This is a genomic window from Chryseobacterium sp. SG20098 (assembly GCF_031844745.1).
Classification (GTDB): domain Bacteria; phylum Bacteroidota; class Bacteroidia; order Flavobacteriales; family Weeksellaceae; genus Chryseobacterium; species Chryseobacterium cucumeris.
Map to the genome: position 1 here is coordinate 2,451,096 of NZ_CP134622.1, position 19,656 is coordinate 2,470,751.

Annotated in this window: 9 protein-coding genes; 4 read left to right on the forward strand and 5 right to left on the reverse strand. The window is 35.7% G+C overall.

Going from position 1 to position 19,656, the window contains the following annotated elements; genetic code table 11:
* The first annotated feature begins 126 nt into the window (after positions 1-126).
* Genes RHP76_RS11175 through RHP76_RS11185 form a run of 3 tightly spaced genes read left to right on the forward strand, consistent with a single transcriptional unit; the run spans position 127 to position 8,430 of the window.
* Positions 127-5,160, forward strand: coding sequence for a translocation/assembly module TamB domain-containing protein (locus RHP76_RS11175; protein WP_311230198.1), 5,034 nt, complete (start codon positions 127-129; stop codon positions 5,158-5,160).
* Complete coding sequence (locus RHP76_RS11180; protein WP_311230199.1) at positions 5,160-7,487, forward strand: translocation and assembly module lipoprotein TamL; 2,328 nt, start codon at positions 5,160-5,162, stop codon at positions 7,485-7,487. Before RHP76_RS11175 ends, RHP76_RS11180 begins: the two co-directional genes overlap by 1 nt.
* Before the next feature lies 1 nt (position 7,488).
* A complete protein-coding gene (locus RHP76_RS11185) occupies positions 7,489-8,430 on the forward strand; it encodes a YihY/virulence factor BrkB family protein (protein WP_120232850.1) in 942 nt (313 codons plus the stop codon).
* 96 nt (positions 8,431-8,526) lie between these two features.
* On the opposite strand, the gene argS is transcribed toward RHP76_RS11185, so the two are convergent.
* From argS to RHP76_RS11200, 3 genes are all read right to left on the reverse strand, one after another.
* Positions 8,527-10,284: an arginine--tRNA ligase gene (argS, locus tag RHP76_RS11190; protein ID WP_062672545.1), complete on the reverse strand. Its 1,758-nt coding sequence runs from the start codon at positions 10,282-10,284 to the stop codon at positions 8,527-8,529.
* 129 nt (positions 10,285-10,413) lie between these two features.
* Positions 10,414-11,841: a SusD/RagB family nutrient-binding outer membrane lipoprotein gene (locus RHP76_RS11195; RefSeq protein ID WP_120232849.1), complete on the reverse strand. Its 1,428-nt coding sequence runs from the start codon at positions 11,839-11,841 to the stop codon at positions 10,414-10,416.
* A gap of 8 nt (positions 11,842-11,849) precedes the next feature.
* Positions 11,850-14,801, reverse strand: a complete 2,952-nt coding sequence (locus RHP76_RS11200; RefSeq protein ID WP_120232848.1) for a SusC/RagA family TonB-linked outer membrane protein — start codon at positions 14,799-14,801, stop codon at positions 11,850-11,852.
* A 487-nt stretch (positions 14,802-15,288) separates the two neighbouring features.
* Here RHP76_RS11200 and RHP76_RS11205 point away from each other — a divergent pair, with 487 nt between their 5' ends.
* Positions 15,289-15,873, forward strand: coding sequence for a ribonuclease HII (locus RHP76_RS11205; protein WP_120232847.1), 585 nt, complete (start codon positions 15,289-15,291; stop codon positions 15,871-15,873).
* Positions 15,874-16,005: 132 nt separating this feature from the next.
* On the opposite strand, the gene yidC is transcribed toward RHP76_RS11205, so the two are convergent.
* Positions 16,006-17,805, reverse strand: coding sequence for a membrane protein insertase YidC (yidC, locus tag RHP76_RS11210; RefSeq protein ID WP_062675903.1), 1,800 nt, complete (start codon positions 17,803-17,805; stop codon positions 16,006-16,008).
* A 178-nt stretch (positions 17,806-17,983) separates the two neighbouring features.
* A complete protein-coding gene (locus RHP76_RS11215; RefSeq protein WP_110008139.1) occupies positions 17,984-19,591 on the reverse strand; it encodes a CTP synthase in 1,608 nt (535 codons plus the stop codon).
* Positions 19,592-19,656 lie beyond the last annotated feature (65 nt).

Consider the following 19,656-nt stretch of genomic DNA (forward strand, 5'->3'; position numbering starts at 1 on the left):
TGACAACTACAAACTAGAAATTCCATAAAAAGACAGCCAAGGCAGGATTTTTGCATTCGCAAAAGGGCACCACAACAAAGACCAAATAAAATAGTATTATTATCTTTGTTAGAAACCTAATCGCATTTGAAACTGAAAATCAACACCACCAAACTTTTAAGGCGTATTGCAATAACCTTTATTTCAATATTGGTTCTTCTTACCCTGTTGATCCTAAGCTTAAGGCTTCCTGCCGTCCAAAATTTCATCAAAGACAAGCTCATTGTTTATCTGGAGAAAAAAATCAAAACTCCAGTAAGCCTTGAAAGGGTTTACATAGGATTTCCCAACAGCCTTGTCATGGAAAACCTCTACCTCAAAGGACAGGATGTAGACACTCTTCTGGCCGTCAAAAAGCTGGATGTAGGTCTGCACATGATGAAGCTTCTTAATTCTACAGCAGATATTACTTCAGTCAATATGGAAGGTGCACGTGCTAATGTAGTACGGAAACCGGATGGTAAATTCAATTTTGATTATATTATTGATGCTTTTGCGTCCAGTGATAAGGAAGAAAGTCCTTCTAAGCCATTTATCATTTCTCTTGATAAAATCAATTTAAAAGATGTTGGGGTAACATTTAACGACCAGCAATCTAAGAATGATATTCAACTTTATTTTAAATTGTTTGATACCAGAGTCAAAACTTTTGATCTCAGCAAAAACAAATATGCCGTTAATGATATCAACCTTGACGGATTAAAATTAAAGTTAAAGCAGGGACTGGTAGAAGAAGTTGCAGAAAAGGTAGAGAAAAAAGTAGATTCCCTCAATGAAAAGAAGCCTATGAATATTGGCTTAAGAGGAATAAAACTTACTCATTTCGACATTGATTACGGTGATGAAAATACCAAAACATTTGCAAAAGTTATCTTCAAAGAACTGAGCACAAAGGTCAACAAACTGGATATTGAAAACAATACTTACAATGTAGCCAATGTATTCCTTTCCGGCGCAGATATTAATGCCAACCTTTATCTTCCGGCTCAGAATGCCAATCCTAAAACAACAAAAGAACCTGAAGTTTCCAAAACCTCTGATAAGGATAAAGCCATGAAACTTCTCTTAGGAAAACTTGTTTTGAACGATGTAAAAGTCAATTATAACAATACTGCCATTGCTCCAACTAAACAGGGAATGGACTTCAATCACCTCAATTTTTCAAAAATGAATGTTGAGGTAAGAAGCTTCAAAATGGAGAACAATACCTTTGCAGGAACCGTGAATTCGGCAGAAATCAAAGAAGGCAAAGGACTGGATATCCAGAAATTCAATACGGATTTTGTGTACGCAGAAAAAGAAGCCTATCTCAAAGATCTTTATCTTCAAACTCCTAAAACGCTATCGCGTGATGAGGTTATTTTAAACTATAACTCCATTGATCAACTTAGCAAAAACTTAGGTGCAGTCAAGATTTCAGCCAATATTAAAGATTCAAAAATAGGGTTTTCTGACATTCTGAATCTGGCTCCGACTTTAAAAAATACGGTTCCGTTCAACAAATATCCGAACGCTATTCTCAATGTCAATGCAAATGTAAAAGGAAGTGTTAATGATCTTCTAATTCAGGATCTTAAGGTTTCCGGGCTTGATCAGCTGAGAGTAATGGCTTCCGGAAAAATCAAGAATGCGATGAATCCTGATCAGTTGTATTATGATTTGAGAATCGGGGAATTTTCTTCCAATGCCAAAACGATATTTAATCTTATTCCTAAAAATACAATTCCTTCCAATATTTCCCTTCCTTCCCATTTCAGCATTAAAGGAAATGCGAAAGGAACAACGAAAGTAGTGAATACAGATCTCAACCTCTACTCTACTTTGGGGAACGCTGCGATCATCGCACAGGTAGACATGCGAAGAAAAAATCATGAATTGTATGATGTAAAAGCCAATCTTCAGGGTATACAGGTTGGAAAAATTATTCAGAATAAAGATATTGGTCCTCTCACAGCCCAAATTGCTGCGAAAGGAGAAAGCTTTGATTTTAAAAATGCCAATGCAGACTTAAAAGGTCATGTTGCTTCCGCAGTTTACAAAGGATATCGTTATCAAAATATGAACCTTACCGGAAAGATCAAAAAAGGAGCTTATCATGTGATTTTGGATTCAAAAGACCCGAATGCCAGTTTACAATTGACCGCTTCGGGTGTTTATGATGAAAAAAATCCTACGGTAAAAGTGAATGGAGAAGTTATCAAACTGGATGTCAACAAACTTGGCTTCTACGAAAAACCGATGATTATTGCCGGAAAAATTGATGGAGATTTCACCAGCTTAGATCCCAATAATCTGAATGGATATTTAAACCTTCAAGATTTTGCTTTCTCAGATACCAAAGAGGTTTATCCCGTACAGGAAGTCAATCTGAAAGCTTCCTCTACTACAGATTCTACTCAGATTATTTTCAATTCTCAGATTGCAGATGTGGAGTTGAAAGGTAAATATAAATTGACTCAGATTTTTGGTGCTTTAACGAAAACCGTAAATCAGTATTACCAGTTCCAGAAACCGGATAAAAAACAGAAGATTGATCCTGGGCAACATTTTACTTTTACAGCAAAAATTAAAAATGATGATCTGATCAGAAAGTTTGTGCCGGATCTGAAAGATTTTGAAACCATCAATCTTGTCGGGAATTATGATGCCGATTCTCAGAAAATTGAAATTGACGGACAAATTCCACGATTATTATATGGTGAAAATACCATTGAAAAAGGGGCTTTAAAAGTAACGAATGAAAATCAGGCATTACAATACAGCCTGAATGTTGCTGCCTTGAAAAGCTCAAGTTTTTCTTTAAACAAAATCAATATTGACGGAGATGTTGCAGACAATACCATCCGATACAACGTCACCACAAAAGACGAAAAAGATGCTACCCAGTTCCTGATTGCAGGAAGTGCAAAATCGTTGAATGATATTACTGAAATATCTCTGAACCCGAACGGATTGAAACTGAATTATACAGATTGGAATGTTGCAGAGAATAATAAAATCCAGGTCAGCAACAAAGGTATTCTGGCAGATAACTTCATTCTCTCCAATGGAAACAGCCAAATTGCGGTTCAGTCTGAAAGCAGTAATCCAAGCAGTCCTTTGAATATTTCGTTGAAAGATTTTAAAATCGAAACCATTACGGAACTGATTAAAAAAGATACGGTTCTGGCAAGAGGAACCATCAACGGAACAGCGCAGCTTCGTGATGTTACTAAAAATATGACATTCACTTCCGACCTGAATATTTCGGACTTAATTGTCTATGGAAGTCCTGTCGGAAACCTTGCGGTAAAAGTGAATAATGCCTCACCGAAGATTTTAAATGCAGATATTGCTCTTTCCGGAAATAACAATGACGTAAAAATCCTTGGAGATTACAATACTTCTTCCAGTACTTTCGACCTGAATATGGCGATCAACCAGCTTCAGATGAAGAGTATTCAAGGGTTTTCTATGAATGCCATTACCAATACGGAAGGTTATCTTTCAGGAAACTTAAAGATCACCGGAACTACAGATAAACCAAATATTTTAGGAAAAGTAAAATTCAATGATGCAGGGTTGGAAATTGCCAAAACAGGAAGTGATTTCAGACATCTGAGTGATGAAATAGATTTTACCAGCCGTGGAATTGAGTTTGATCAATTCAAGGTCAAAGATAAAGACGGAAATGCTCTTGTTGTGGACGGGCAGGTTCTTACCCAAACGTACAGAGATTTCGCTTTTAATCTGGATGTAAATGCCAAAGACTTTAAAGTTGTCAATTCAGAAAAGACCAATGACGCGATGATGTATGGTATTCTGGCTATTGATGCCGGCCTTCATATCCGCGGAAATCTGGATCTCCCTAAAGTAGACGGAAAACTGAATGTGGCAGACAACACAGACTTCACGTTCGTACTTCCTCAATCTTCCCCATCTTTACAGGAAAGAGATGGAATTGTAGAATTTGTGGATCAGGATCAGGTAGTTTTAAATAAAACAATTAAAGCAGATTCTCTTGACTCCAAAAGCCGCATTAAAGGAATGGATGTGAATGTCAACATTGAAGTCAGCAGAGAAGCCAAACTTTCTATTATTATTGATAAAGTAAACGGTGATTTTGTCAAACTTCAGGGAGAAGCAGAATTGACCGGTGGAATTGATCCTTCAGGAAAAATGACATTAGTAGGCGTTTATGAAGTTGAAAAAGGAAGCTACGATCTTTCTGTAAGTTTGCTTAAACGTAAATTCGATATTCAGAAAGGCAGTACGATCACCTGGACTGGTGAGCCAACGATGGCCCAAATGGATATTACAGCAGTTTATAAAACGGAAGCAGCACCTATTGATCTTGTAGAACAACAGGTGGGCACAGAAAATGGCGGAACTTCTCTCATGAATCAATTTAAACAGAGAATACCATTCAATGCTTTATTGAAAATGAAAGGAGAGCTTCTGAAACCTCAGCTTACGTTTGACATTACTACGGAAGAAAAGAATAATTCCGTATCCACGAATGTAAAAGATGTTGTCGATCAGAAACTTGCCCAGCTCAGAACCCAGGAGTCTGAAATGAACAAACAGGTATTTGCCTTATTGCTTCTGAACCGTTTTATCGGGGAAAATCCATTTGAAAGCAGTGCCGGAATGTCTGCGGAGACTATGGCAAGACAGAGTGTAAGTAAAATTCTTTCTCAACAGCTGAATAACCTTGCTTCCGGACTGATTAAAGGAGTAGATCTTAACTTCGGTCTTGATTCTACGGAAGATTATTCCACTGGAGAGAAAAATACCAGAACCGATCTGAATGTAGATATCAGCAAAAAATTATTGAACGATCGCCTGAAAGTGACGGTAGGAAGTAATTTCGGACTGGAAGGCCAGGCTCGTCAGAATGAAAACATGACGAATATTGCAGGGAATGTTTCTGTAGATTACAGCCTTTCCAAAGACGGAAGGTATATGCTTCGTGCTTACCGTAAAGATGAATATCAGGTAGCTCTTCAAGGACAGATCATAGAGACCGGCGTCGGATTTATTATTACATTGGATTATGACAAGTTCCGGGAGATTTTCCAGAAATCAAAAGAGAAGAAACCGAAAAAAAATCAAAATAACCAAGTGGTAGAATTTAAATAATGAGTAATAAGTTCCACATATATTGTAAGTATCTGTTGGTTTCCGGAATGGCATCCACAGTAGTCTCGTGTAGCAATACCAGGTTTTTGAAAGAAGGCCAGATGCTCTACACAGGCGCCAAAGTAAAGATTGAAAACGACACAATTTCCAAAAAAGAAAAAAAAGATCTTCAGACGGCACTGGAAGAGAGCCTTACGCCAAAACCCAATTCTACATTTTTGGGGATGCGTCCTAAACTTTATTTTTATAATATTGCTAAAGAGCCTAAAAAGGATAAAGGTTTTAATTACTGGCTTAAATATAAAATAGGTGAAAAGCCTGTATTGTTAGGTGATGTAGACCGTGAGTTCAATAAAGATATCATTGTCAATTATTCTGAAAACAAAGGGTATTTCAATGCTAAAGCTTCTTATGATACGGTTTCAAAAAATAAAAAAGCTCAGGTTATTTATACCTTAAGACCAGGTTCCAGATATCTGATTGACGGGGTAAAGTTCCAGAAAGATTCTACATTGGTGAACCAGGAAATTCAGGGTCTAACAAAAAGAACGTTACTTAAAAACGGAAGACCATTTGATCTTGATGTCATCAAAGCAGAAAGAGAAAGAATTGATAATGGTTTAAAGGAAAGAGGTTTTTATTACTTCCATCCTGATAATATTATCGTGCAGGCAGACAGTACAGTAAGCAAAGATCATAAGGTAGAGCTTAACGTAAAACTGAAAGACAATACTCCGGATTTAGCAACGCAGCAATTCAGCATTAATAACGTTATTGTATTTCCTAATTATAATATCCAGGATGTAAAAGAGGGAAAATACAGTATCCCAATGGATAAAGATTCTCTTTCCAAATATGCTTTTGATGATATTTACGTTATTGATCCTCAGCATAAATTCAAACCGAAAATTTTTGACAGAGCATTATATTTCAAAAAAGGTGATCTGTACAACCGTTCCAATCACAATCTTACGCTAAACCGACTGATCAGCCTTGGTGTTTTCAAGTTTGTAAAAAATGAATTCATTGTATCAGATTCGTTAAGTCATAAGTTTGATGCGTATTATTTATTAACGCCAAGACAAATCCAGTCGCTTCGTCTGGAAGCATTGGGAAGAACCAATTCTGCCAACTATGCAGGTAGTGAGCTGAATCTGAACTGGACCCACCGAAACTTCTTCAGAGGCGCAGAACAATTCAAAGCAGCGATCTTCGGAGCTTTTGATTTCCAGATGGGAGGTGCTCAGGATGCCAATAATATTTTCCGTGCTGGAGCGAATGCACAACTTTCCATTCCAAGAATTGTGGCACCTTTCCGTTTTCATTCTTCAAGTGAGTTTGTTCCGAGAACGAATATTACTTTGGGCTATGAATTCCAGAACAGAACAAAATATTATACCTTAAATAACTTCACCGGATCATTCGGATATCTATGGAAAGAAAATGCGAGAAAAGAACATGATCTGAAAGTGATTGATATTACATTGGTATCTCCGGCAAATGTTACCGATGAATATAAAGTTAAATCTTCCAAAAATCCAGCTATGCAGCGAATTGTTGATAAACAGCTAATTTTTGGACCAACGTATTCTTATACCTATACCAATACCATGCTGCCAAAGACCAATACCATTTATTATAAAGGGACGCTTGATCTTGCAGGAAATATTACAGGGTTGGTAACAGGAGCAGATGTAAAAAAAGATAAGGAAAAGAAAATATTTGGTATTCCTTTCAGCCAGTATGTAAAGATGGAAAATGATTTCAGATTCTATCATAAGTTCACTGAAAAATCTTCATTGGCTACAAGATTTATCGGAGGAATCGCCTATCCATACGGAAATTCAGAATTTGTTCCTTTCTCAAAACAATTTTTCTCAGGAGGAAGCAACAGTATCAGAGCATTCCGCGCAAGAACATTAGGCCCGGGAAGTTTTGATCCGAGAACTCTGGAGCCTGGTACTTATTTTGACCAGTCTGGAGATATCAAATTGGAATTAAATGCTGAGTACAGAGCCAATCTTTATAAATTTTTAAATGCTGCCGTTTTTGTAGACGCCGGAAATATCTGGCTGCTTCACGATGACAAAGACAGACCGGGCGCTAAATTTTCAAAAGACTTTTTAAATGAAATTGCGGTGGGTGCCGGAGTAGGTCTGAGACTGGATTTTTCAATCCTGATTCTAAGACTGGATCTTGCAATGCCACTGAGAGTTCCTTACTATCAGAAAGGAGACAGATGGGCCTTCGATAAAATCAATTTCGGAGACTCAAGCTGGAGAAAAGATAATCTTGTTTTAAATATTGCCATCGGATATCCATTTTAATATGATCAATACTGCTAAATTTTTCTGGGAAGTTCTGAAAGACACATTCACTGAATGGAACAATTCTACTGCATCAAAAGATTCAGCAAGTCTTGCGTATTATGCCATCTTTTCTATCCCGGGATTATTGATCATTATTATCTGGGTTCTTGGAAATTTCTTTGGGGAAGAAGCCATTCGTGGGCAAATCAGTAGCCAGATCAGTGGTATTATGGGACCGGATGTAGCGAAAAGCATTGAAGGTATGCTCGCTGGTGCTCTTATTGATAAAAAGAATATTTTTATGAAGGCGGTTGGAGTCGGATCATTGGTTTTCGGTTCTACTACGCTCTTCTTTCAGCTTCAGCATTCATTAAATACACTTTGGGAAGTAGAAGCTGCACCCAAAAAAGCATTACTCAAATTTTTACTGGACAGAGCCAATTCTTTAGGGATGATTCTTATCCTGGGATTTCTTCTGATGATTACCATGATTTTATCTTCTCTGATCAGTCTGTTTAATACGATTATCACCCAATATTTTGGTTTTGAAACCTATATGCTGGTAGAAACCGTGAATTTCGCTGTAGGCTTTGGACTTGTCATGCTCTTATTTGCTTTAATGTTTAAAGTTCTGCCTGATGTTTTGGTCAGCTGGAAACCGGTATGGAAAGGAGCTTTTCTAACTACTGTTTTATTTACCCTTGGAAAATTTTTATTAAGTCTTTATTTCAATCAGGTAAAACCTACTTCAGCCTTTGGTGCTGCCGGAACAGTTATTCTGATTATGATGTGGATCAATTATTCCTGTATGCTAATATTCTTCGGCGCAGAATTTACTAAAGTATATACTTACAAAAAGGGATATAAAGTAGTTCTTTCCAAACATGCACGTTGGACTCCTGCTAAGTTGTATGCGGATAGTTTGAAACAGATGCACGGTGAAAGTAATGATAAAAAGTAGATTCGGGTTGCGGGCTTCGAGATTTTTGAGATATTCCTGATACGTGATTATTGATATAAAAAAACCTCCTGGAAAAATTCAGGAGGCTTTCTATTTTTACATTCTGTTTACGGTTCCGATTCCCAGCAATTCTAAAGATTTTTTGATCGTCTTTGCTGTGATATCTGAAATATTCAAACGGAATTGTTTTACATTTTCATCTTCCTGATTCAGGATTGGATTATTCTGATAGAAAGAGTTGTATGCTTTCACAAGGTCATAAACATAGTTGGCAACTAAAGCAGGGCTTAATGTTTCCGCTGATTTAGCCACTACAGTTTTAAAGTTGGTCAACTGCATAATCAATTCTTTTTCAGATTGATTCAATTCAATATCAGCAGTTTCAGACTGTAAAGCACCTGCTTTTGACAATAATGACTGAATACGTGCATAGGTATACTGAATAAACGGACCTGTATTTCCATTGAAATCAATACTTTCTGCAGGGTTGAAAAGCATTTTTTTCTTAGGATCTACTTTAAGCATGAAATATTTCAATGCTCCTAGTCCTACCGTTTCATAAGATACTTCTTTATCTTCTTCCGAAAGGTTTTCTAGTTTTCCTAATTCCTGAGCTTTAGATTTTGCTGTTTCATACATTTCCTGCATCAGGTCGTCTGCATCTACTACAGTTCCTTCACGGGATTTCATTTTACCTTCAGGCAATTCAACCATTCCGTAAGAAAGGTGGAACAACTGATCTGCCCATTCATATCCTAATTTTTTCAGGATTTTAAATAAAACCTGAAAATGATAATCCTGCTCGTTTCCTACAGTATAGATCAGTTTCTGAATATCATTTTGCTTAAAACGCTCAACTGCCGTTCCAAGATCCTGAGTCATATAGACTGAAGTACCGTCTGAACGAAGTAACAGCTTCTGATCAAGCCCTTCATCTGTAAGGTCACACCAAACAGAACCGTCTTCTTTCTGATACAGAACGCCTTTATCCAACCCAGCCTGAATAAGATCTTTTCCTAAAATATACGTATTGCTTTCATACTGAACCTGGTCAAAGTCAACACCTAATCTCTTATACGTTTCATTGAATCCTTTGTAAACCCATGAGTTCATTTCTGCCCAAAGTGCTCTTACTGTTTCATCTCCATTTTCCCAATCCAACAGCATCTTCTGAGCTTCCTTCATTACCGGAGCGTCCTTTTTAGCCTGCTCTTCTCCTACCCCTTGTTCTACAAGCTCTGCAATTTCTTTTTTATAGTTTTTGTCAAATTCTACATAGTAGTTTCCAACAAATTTGTCTCCTTTTGTATTGGTAGTTTCAGGAGTTTCTCCTTTTCCGAATTTCTCCCAAGCCAGCATAGACTTACAGATATGAATACCTCTATCATTGATGATCTGAGTTTTGATTACATCATATCCAGCTTCTTTTAAAATTTGAGCAACTGAGAATCCTAATAAATTATTTCTTATATGTCCCAAGTGCAATGGTTTGTTGGTATTCGGTGAAGAATATTCTACCATTACCGTAGCATTTTTCTTTTCTATAGTGGAGAAATTCTTGCTTACAGATCTAAAGTTATCCACAAACAATTGATTTTTCACCTTCACATTAAGGAAGCCTTTTACTACGTTAAAGCTTTCAAAAAGATCCGTTTCTGTCAAAGCTTCACCTAATTCAACCCCAATGCTTTCAGGGTTTTTCTTCAATTGTTTTACCAACGGAAAGGTAACAATGGTAAAATCACCCTCAAATTCCGTTTTATTTTCCTGAACTTCCAGCTTGATGTCTTTTAACTGATATACATTTAAAATGACCTCCGAAAGTTTTTGTTCTATAATATCTTTAATATTCATGTGTTCATACTTATTTTTTCAAAGGCCACATGTGATAGCCCGTATTTCATTTCAAAATTTTGAAGTACAAATATACGGAAATTAAAAAACCGCCCGAAGGCGGTATAATATGAATGTTGTTAATACGTTTTAATTCTTATCCCAGAAAAGTTTTACAGTTTGTTTATCACCCCCTATTGCAGTTGCCGCTTCCGCAACATTTGTACTATTAATAGAATATTCTTTAATAGGGTATAGAACTCTAACTGGAGGAAGAGGTGAATAGGCCATATTATCAAGTCTTCTGTTAAAAGTCCAAGCTTCAAATCCTCTGTTATACATTGCTATCCAAGCTTCATTTCCAATAATTTTTTTCCATGGCTGACCGCTAGCCGATTGGACAGAATAATTATGTGTAGCTAAATAAGCTGTTTTATCCACAGTATTTACTTTCCAATGATCCATTGATGCAGCAATACCTTGATCAAAATGCATAGCTGCTGTTCCCACCGCATATCCTCTAGCAGCCGCTTCAGCTAATAAAAATTTGATTTCAACATAATCAGTTAAATATCCTAAGCCATCTGCTACAGATATTGACGGGTTTATCAGTGATAAAGTTTGGGCTGCAGTTGGATTTAATCCAAATACCCCTCCAACATATTGTCCTGCATTATCACCACTAGCTGCAGTAGTGAAATATTTACCTATGCGCGGGTCATTATTATTTTTCAGATAAGTAATAATTGTATTTGTAGCACAAAAATCTACTCGCCCTGAAAGCACTAGGTCTTCATATAGAGGAGATGTAAATACTCCTGTAGGCTGGTATTTGATTATAGCACTGTCATCATTAGAAGCAAAAACTCCAGAGTTATAAGCAGATTCAACTGTACTCTTAGAAAGTGCAGCATCTACGTCGGCTAAATTCATTCCTAATTTTAGCTTTATAGAATTCATCAACTTTTTCCATTTAACAATATCGCCACCATATATAATATCATCAGAGCCAAATCCTGCGGATGAAGTATTAAGAGCACTAATATCCGCATTAATTCTTGCTAAGAGATCCAAGTAAATTGTTTTAGCATCATCATATTTTGGTGATAGATATTCATCTACTTTTAATGATTGAGAATAGGGGATGTTTCCATAGCTATCAACTAATATCTGATAGAAATACACCTGCATAGCATCTACCATAGCTAACCTGTTTTTTTTCACATTAGCATCTACTGGCTCATTAGCTATTATAATTTTAGAGGTATTTAAAGAATTTAATGCATAATATAACTGATTCCAATGAGCATCTGCAACATCTCTCCTTCTAAAGTTCATTCTTGTACCTTCTCTATAAGTTACATCAGCTAATTGCTGAGTCAAATGTCTGAAAACACTTCTATTAACATTTAAGGTATTCATTTGATTCATCCCAGTAACAACTCCGGAAGAAAATAAGTATCCACTAGGTGGATTGTCTATTGGAGCTTTTGGGTTAACATTCAAAGACTCTAGATCGCCGTCGCAAGAAGTTAACATCAATAAAGCACTTCCAAGTATTAAAAATATCTTTTTCATAATTTCTATTAAAATTTAGCCGTAAAATTAAATCCAAACGTTCTTACAGTTGGCATTGCTCCCACCGAGTAACCTCTCGACAGTAAACCTGCTCTCAATCCAGACTCTGGATCAGCATATGGTAAATTTTTATGGATAATCCATAAGTTTCTTCCTATGATAGAGAATTTCATATCATTAATGAATGTTCTATCATACCATTTTTTAGGAAGATTAAATGTTAAAGAAGCTTCTCTTAACTTAATAAATGATGCATCATAAACAAATGCTTTTGCCGGCATTACAGAAATTCCTCCCATAAGCTCGCCTGTATCTGCTATTGGAATTGGAGTTGTATTAGGTGTTCCATTAGGATTCACTCCCGCTAATACTATATTATTTCTGTCAGGGAAAGCTGTTTCAGGATAAATTCCTGTACCCATTCCATAATAAAGGTCGGTAGAGAAAATATCTCCTCCTTTTTGTCCATCTATTAAGAAACTTAAGCTAACTCCTTTGTATGTAAATGTATTTCTTATACCTCCGATCCAATCAGGATTGATATTACCAATAACCTGATCTTCTTTTCTTGCATATACACCATCTTCTACAACAGGTTGCCCATTAACATATACATAATCAGTCCCTTTAATAATTCCAAAAGGCTGTCCTACATATGCATTATAAGTAACCTCTCCTTGTACCTGCTGTAATAATAAGTTATCTAATCCTTCAGTTAGCTTTAATACACTACTCTTGTTTTTAGACCAGTTAATATTAATATCCCAGCTAAAATTGTCAGATTTGAATGGAGTCGCGTTAAGGGCAACTTCAATACCTTTATTCTGGATTTCTCCAGCATTAATCCATTTTGATGCATAACCGGTAGATGTAGAAACATCAGCTCTTACAATCTGATCTGTAGTACGAGTATCATAATAAGCAACGTCAAAGCCAATTCTATTTTTAAAGAAATTTGCTTCTACACCTACTTCAAATTCGTTAGAAGATTCAGGTTTAAGATCACGGTTATTCTTAACAGTACTGTTACTAACCATAGGAATTTTTCCAAAAATACCTAGGATTCTGTATTGGTCCTGTAATCTGTAATTATCTGTAGATTTTCCTACTTTGGCAAAGTTTCCTCTTAATTTTAAGAAAGAAAGCCAGTCCTGATTAATTAGATTAGATAAAATAATTGATGCAGAAACAGAAGGATAACCATATACATTGTTATTTTGTCCAAGATTTGAAGATTTGTCAACTCTATATGACCCTTCAATAAAATAGGTATCTTTATATCCTAAGGCAGCCTGGATATAAGCTCCCATTGTAACACTTTTTGCTAAATCTTCCTGAGTAGGCAATGGAGCTTCTGCCGTATTATTTAAAGCCCATACATTGGGTAATATTAGCCCTCCTTCAGTTGAGTTACGCACTCCTTCCATACTATTTCTTCTATAGCTCGCACCTAACAATCCATTTAAACTTAACTCATTTTCAAATTTTTTGTTATAAGCTCCATATAAATCAAAATTTAATTCAGAAGATCTAAGATTTTCAAGCTCATAACCGGATGAAACGGATTTTCCTGAAAGTCCAAATGATTCTGGCATACTTCCTAACTGCTTTCTTGTTTGATTCTTTTGATCATAAGAATCAGAAGAAGCTCTACCGGTAATAGTAAGGTTTGGATTTACTTTATAGTTTAACAATACATATCCAAAGAATCGGGTTCTATCATCTGTTTGGTAGTTTTCATAACGGTCAAAATATGGGTTGTTCCAATATTTCGGATTACCATCATTTGCACTGGTTCTGTTCCATGTTATATTTCTTCCAGAATTACGATAAGCGTCCCTTAGTGAATAAACATCCACGTTATTCTGCCACCATTGTCTAAATCCAGTAATGATATTATCTCCATATCCAGTAGAGTTTCTACCTTTTGTATTTTGAATCGTTAAGGATGTATAGGCAGTAACATCAAACTTATCATTAAATTTATGATTAAATTTTGCAGAAATTGTATTCTTCTTTTGTTCTGAATTAGGTAATACACCATTTGAAAGGAAATTGGTGTAGTTAACTAAAATATTAGAATCGTTACTACCGGATTCCAAACTTACAGTATTCACATAGTTTGTTGCTGTTTCAAAAAAAGATGCAGGGGTATGCTTTGCTGCCGTCCATGAATATGCTTTTCCAAAGTTAGGTGAATTAGGATCGTATGAATCCCACTGGTAAACCATTAATTTCGGATCAAACGGCATCCCTATTGACGCATCATCATAAAAAGGTGCATATAAGTTTCCGGCATCATCTTCATCAAAATATTGCCCATAACCAGCTCCATATTTATCCTGATATTTTGCAAATGTAGTTTTATCAATAGTACCTACCTGTATTTCAGAAGATAAAGTAACACCTACTCTACCTTGTTTTGAACGACCTTTTTTGGTAGTAATCAATAATACCCCATTTCCAGCTCTTTCACCATAAAGGGCAGACGCCGCTGCACCTTTCAGAACATTTATACTTTCGATATCAGCCTGATTTATATCCGATAGGTTATTCCCATAATCATATCTGTCACTATAATTATTCCTATTATCCAACGGTACTCCGTCAACAACAATCAGCGCCTGGTTATTAGAGACAATTGACTTATTCCCTCTGATAACGATGTTAGCGGACCCTCCAAAGTTTGTTGTTGTTGAAATATTAAGACCTGCAGCTTTACCAACCAACTGGTTCGCAATATTACCAGTATTTACTCCTTCAGTAATAGCATCTGCCTTAATTTGTTGTGTGGAATACCCCAAAGATTTTTTTTCTCTTTTAATCCCAAGTGCAGTTACCACCACACCTTCAATCTCCTTTGTCTGAGTAGCTGTATCATTTTTCTTCTGCTGTGCATTTACAATCGCAACGGAAGAAGATAATACAACAACAAGAAGACTCATTGTTATTTTCTTCATATCAAATTAATTTTGTACGCTACAAATTTGTAAAACTTTCTTAATAACACAAAGAAAAAAACAAAAAAATTGTCAATATTTCAATATTAAACAAAAAAAACAGACAAAAAAATACTATTTTTTGTTAAAAAAAACATTTTTAACAAAAATAAAACATTGAGATATTATATTTTTTTAAGAAATATTAACAATAATAAATATTTATATTATCTATAAAAAAATTCACATAAAAAACATCAATCAAATAATTATCAATAAGTTACATAGCATAAAAAAGTTAAAAAAAAAAAAAAAAGTCAAAATACAATGCAATACATAGAATATTTCCTACCACAAAAACAGAATAAATCATCCAGAAATTGAGAAAATAACATATTTAATTACCAGAATCCGAATAGAAATAAATAATAACTGAAATAATGATAATTATAAATTGCATAAAATACTTTCCTCTAAAATTTATATTTTTGCAGTATAGATACAATTCATGGAGCTAATAAAAAACTGGTCAAATCTTTATATTGAGGCCGGATGTGATGAAGTAGGAAGAGGATGTTTAAGTGGTCCGGTGGTAGCTGCAGCGGTAATTTTAGATGATGATTTCAAACAAAACCTGGTGAATGATTCCAAAAAATTAACGTTCAAAACGCGTATGGAACTGGATAGTTACATCAAAGATAATGTGAAAAACTATGCTATCGCAGAATTACCACCTTCCTTTATTGACGAACATAATATTCTTAATGCAAGTATTCATGCAATGCACCGTGCTTTGGATCAACTGACAATAACTCCTGAGCTTATTTTGGTGGATGGAAATAAATTTCATCCTTATAACTACATCCCGCATCAATGCATTATCAAAGGGGACTCCAAGGTTTTATCTATTGCTGCAGCCTCTATTCTTGCCAAAAATTATAGAGACAAGTTGATGATTCAACTTCATCAAGAACATCCTGAATATGGTTGGGACACCAATTTTGGCTATGCCACAAAAAAACATCAGGAAGCGCTTATTAAACATGGACCGACCCGATATCACAGACAGTCTTTCAGACTGAAATATGATTAAAAGTAAATGATTTTTCAATTATTAAATTTTCATCCACTGATTGAGAATTTAAAATTATTCTAAATAAATTTCAAATAAAAAAAGAGAAGCATTTATTAAAATTGCTTCTCTTTTTTAGCTTATAGTTAAGAATTATTTTTTCTTATTTCTTTGTTGTTCCTGAGCTTTTTGCTGCTCCTGAGCCTTCTCCATCATTTCTCTCATTCTCTTCTGGAATTTTCCCTCTGCTTTCGGTTTTTCCTTATTAGACTGAATCTGGGCATGGATTTTCTTTTCATCCAGGATCAAATATTTAATAACAAGGATGATTAGGATGTTAATCGCATTCGATACAAAATAATACCATGAAAGTCCTGAAGCCGAAGTATTAAGGAAGAACAGGAATGTAATCGGGAAGATATACATTAATACCTTCATATTTGGCATTCCTTCCTGCTGAGGCTGCTGCATATTTCCTGAAGTCATAACAGTATATATTAAAATAACAACTGTACAGGCTAAAGCGAAAATACTTAAGTGGTCTCCAAGGAAAGGAACTTTAAACGGAAGCTTGATCAAATCATCATACGCTGTCAAATCTTTGGCAAACCAGAACCCTTGGCCTCTAAGATCAATAAAGTTCGGGAAAAAACGGAATAAAGCATAGAAGATTGGAATCTGAACTAACGCCGGTAAACATCCCGCCATCTGATTCACTCCTGCTTTTCTGTACACTTCCATCGTTGCCTGCTGCTTCTTCATCGGATCTGCATCCTTGAACTTCGCATTTACCTCATCAATTTCAGGACGAATTACCTTCATCATTGCACTTAGCTTGTGCTGCTTATACATAATTGGTGAAAGGATCAGCTTCACAATGATCGTCATTACAAAAATCACCCAACCTGCTGATAATCCCCATGCAGCAATAATGCTGTATAACCACATGAAGAAATAACGGTTCATTGCTCCGATAAATGACCAGCCTAAAGGAAGAATTTCATCAAAATTCTTATCATAAGATTTTAGTAATGGTAAATCCAATGGCATAAAATACCATGTGAAATCCTGGTTCAGCTCACTTCCGGTCATTTGAACGAAACCTTCGTAGTTAAATTTCTTCAGATATTCTCCTTCTTCAACATTTTCCTGGTTTCCTTTACTTTGGGTAAATCCGTTTTTAGCTTCAATGACTGAAGAGAAAAACTGCTGCTTTACACCAATCCAGTTAAGGGTTTCTTTTTCTTCCTCCATTGTGGTTCTACCATCATAATCATAATCTTTATAATTATTGAAAGCATAAGAAAATTCTGAGTGAGACTGCTCCTGAGCTCTACCTTTTTCCAGATTTCTTACATTATAATCCCAGATAAAATCTGCTTTATTATCAGAAGTAATTTTAGAAAGCCCCTGAGTTCTTACTTTAAAATCCAGAGTATATTTGGGTAATAGCGTGTAAATGAATTGAATGACAGCACCATTGTAATCTGCAGTTAAGGTTACCGCATTTCCATTAACAGCTGGTGAGAAAACTAAATCTTTAGTATTAACGATTTTTCCTGTTTTATCTTTAAACTGAAAACCGTAGTTTGAGTTATTCTTAGTGATCAGATAAAGCGGCTGATCTGCATTGTCTGTTTTGTGGTTGTAGGCTTTATAATTTAAAAGTTCTACTTTGGAAACCTGTCCTCCTAAGCTTGAAAATTCAAGTTTTAATTCGTTATTTCCAAGACTTGCTGTCTGGATTGCATTAGGAGTTACATTTGGATTGATATTGCTTGCCTGAGTTTGCTTTACGGCATTTTTTGCCTGTTCCGTTTTCTGCTCCTGAGCTTTCAACTCCGCTTCTTTTGTTTGTTTGTTCTGGAAATAGAACATAAAACCGAAGAGAACAAGGCATAAAACCGCGAAACTAATCATTTGCTTCTTATCGATTCCGTTGTTTTGTTGCATTTTATTTTATATTAAAATTTTAAATTTAAAATGTACGTACGGGTGTACATAATTTGAGCTGACAAAAATACTGTTTTTTTATCAAAACTCTATGCTTTACGTTGTTACTATATAATAAACTCAAGCTGAGAATAATCAGCCTGAGTTTATGGGTAGACGTTTATGATAAAATTTTACCTTATTTCTTTTCGCAAGCTTTGATGAAAGCTCTGAATAGCGGATGCGGTGTTGCTACCGTACTCTTATATTCCGGGTGATACTGAACTCCCACATAGAATGGATGATCAGGTAGTTCCAGCGCTTCTACCAAACCTGTTTCAGGGTTGGTACCTGTAGCAAGGAAACCATTCTTTTCAAATTCCTGAAGATAATCACTATTGAATTCATAACGGTGACGGTGTCTTTCAGAGATATTTTTGTTTCCGTAGATATCGTATAATTTAGAACCGTTTTTCAATGAGCACTTCCATGCTCCAAGACGCATTGTTCCTCCTTTATCTACTACATTTTTCTGTTCTTCCATCAAAGAAATTACAGGATCAGGAGTAGCGGTATCAAATTCCATAGAGTTTGCTTTGGTATGTCCTAAAACATTTCTTGCAAATTCAATCGTCATAATCTGCATTCCTAAACAGATTCCCAACATTGGAATTTTATTTTCTCTTGCATATTTTGCAGTAAGAACTTTTCCTTCAATTCCTCTGTCTCCAAAACCTGGAGCTACAAGAATACCATTCACACCTTTCAGTGTATCTTTGATATTTTCTTCCGTAATATCTCCACTGTATACCCATCTTACTTTTACTTCAGTTTCAAGGTCAGCACCTGCATGTTTGAATGCTTCAGCAATAGAGATATAAGAATCCTGAAGGGAAACATATTTTCCAACCAATGCAATTTCAACAGTTTTCTTAGGATTCTGGAATTTTTTAAGGAAACTCTTCCAGTCTTTAAGATCAGCATCTTTATCACTTTTCAGATCCAGCTCTTTCAGAACTACATCATCGAAATTCTGCTTCTGAAGATACATTGGAACTTCATAAATCGTTTCAAGATCTTTACATTCGATAACGTTATCTAAAGGAACGTTACAGAACTGAGCTAATTTTGCTCTCTGATCTTTAGGAATTTTATGTTCTGTTCTACAAACCAAAACATCAGCCATAATTCCGCTTTCCATCAACTGACGAACGGAATGCTGGGATGGTTTTGTTTTCAATTCTCCACTTGAAGCCAGGTAAGGCAGTAAAGTAAGGTGAATCACCATAGAATTGCTCTCTCCCAATTCCCACTTCAACTGACGAACAGTTTCAATGTATGGCAAAGATTCGATATCCCCTACAGTTCCTCCGATCTCAGTAATAATGATATCGTAGTTCTGTTTTGAAAGGATTTTAATTCTACGTTTGATTTCGTTAGTAATATGAGGAATTACCTGAACTGTTTTTCCAAGGAAGTCTCCTTTTCTTTCTTTTTCAATTACAGTCTGGTAAATTTTTCCTGTAGTAACGTTATTGTTTTGGGATGTAGGAGCATCAAGGTAACGCTCATAGTGGCCTAAATCCAGATCCGTCTCTGCACCATCTTCAGTCACATAACACTCTCCGTGCTCATAAGGATTCAAAGTTCCTGGGTCGATATTGATATAAGGATCTAATTTTTGGATCGTTACATTAAAGCCGCGTGATTTTAGTAGAAGTCCCAGAGAAGCAGAAACGATTCCCTTTCCCAAAGATGAAGTTACACCTCCTGTCACAAAGATGTACTTTGTATTCTTTTTACTCATTAGATTAGGTTTGTGCAAAGTTAGGGGAAAAAGAAATACAAAGCAATCTTTTACATTTTGAAAAT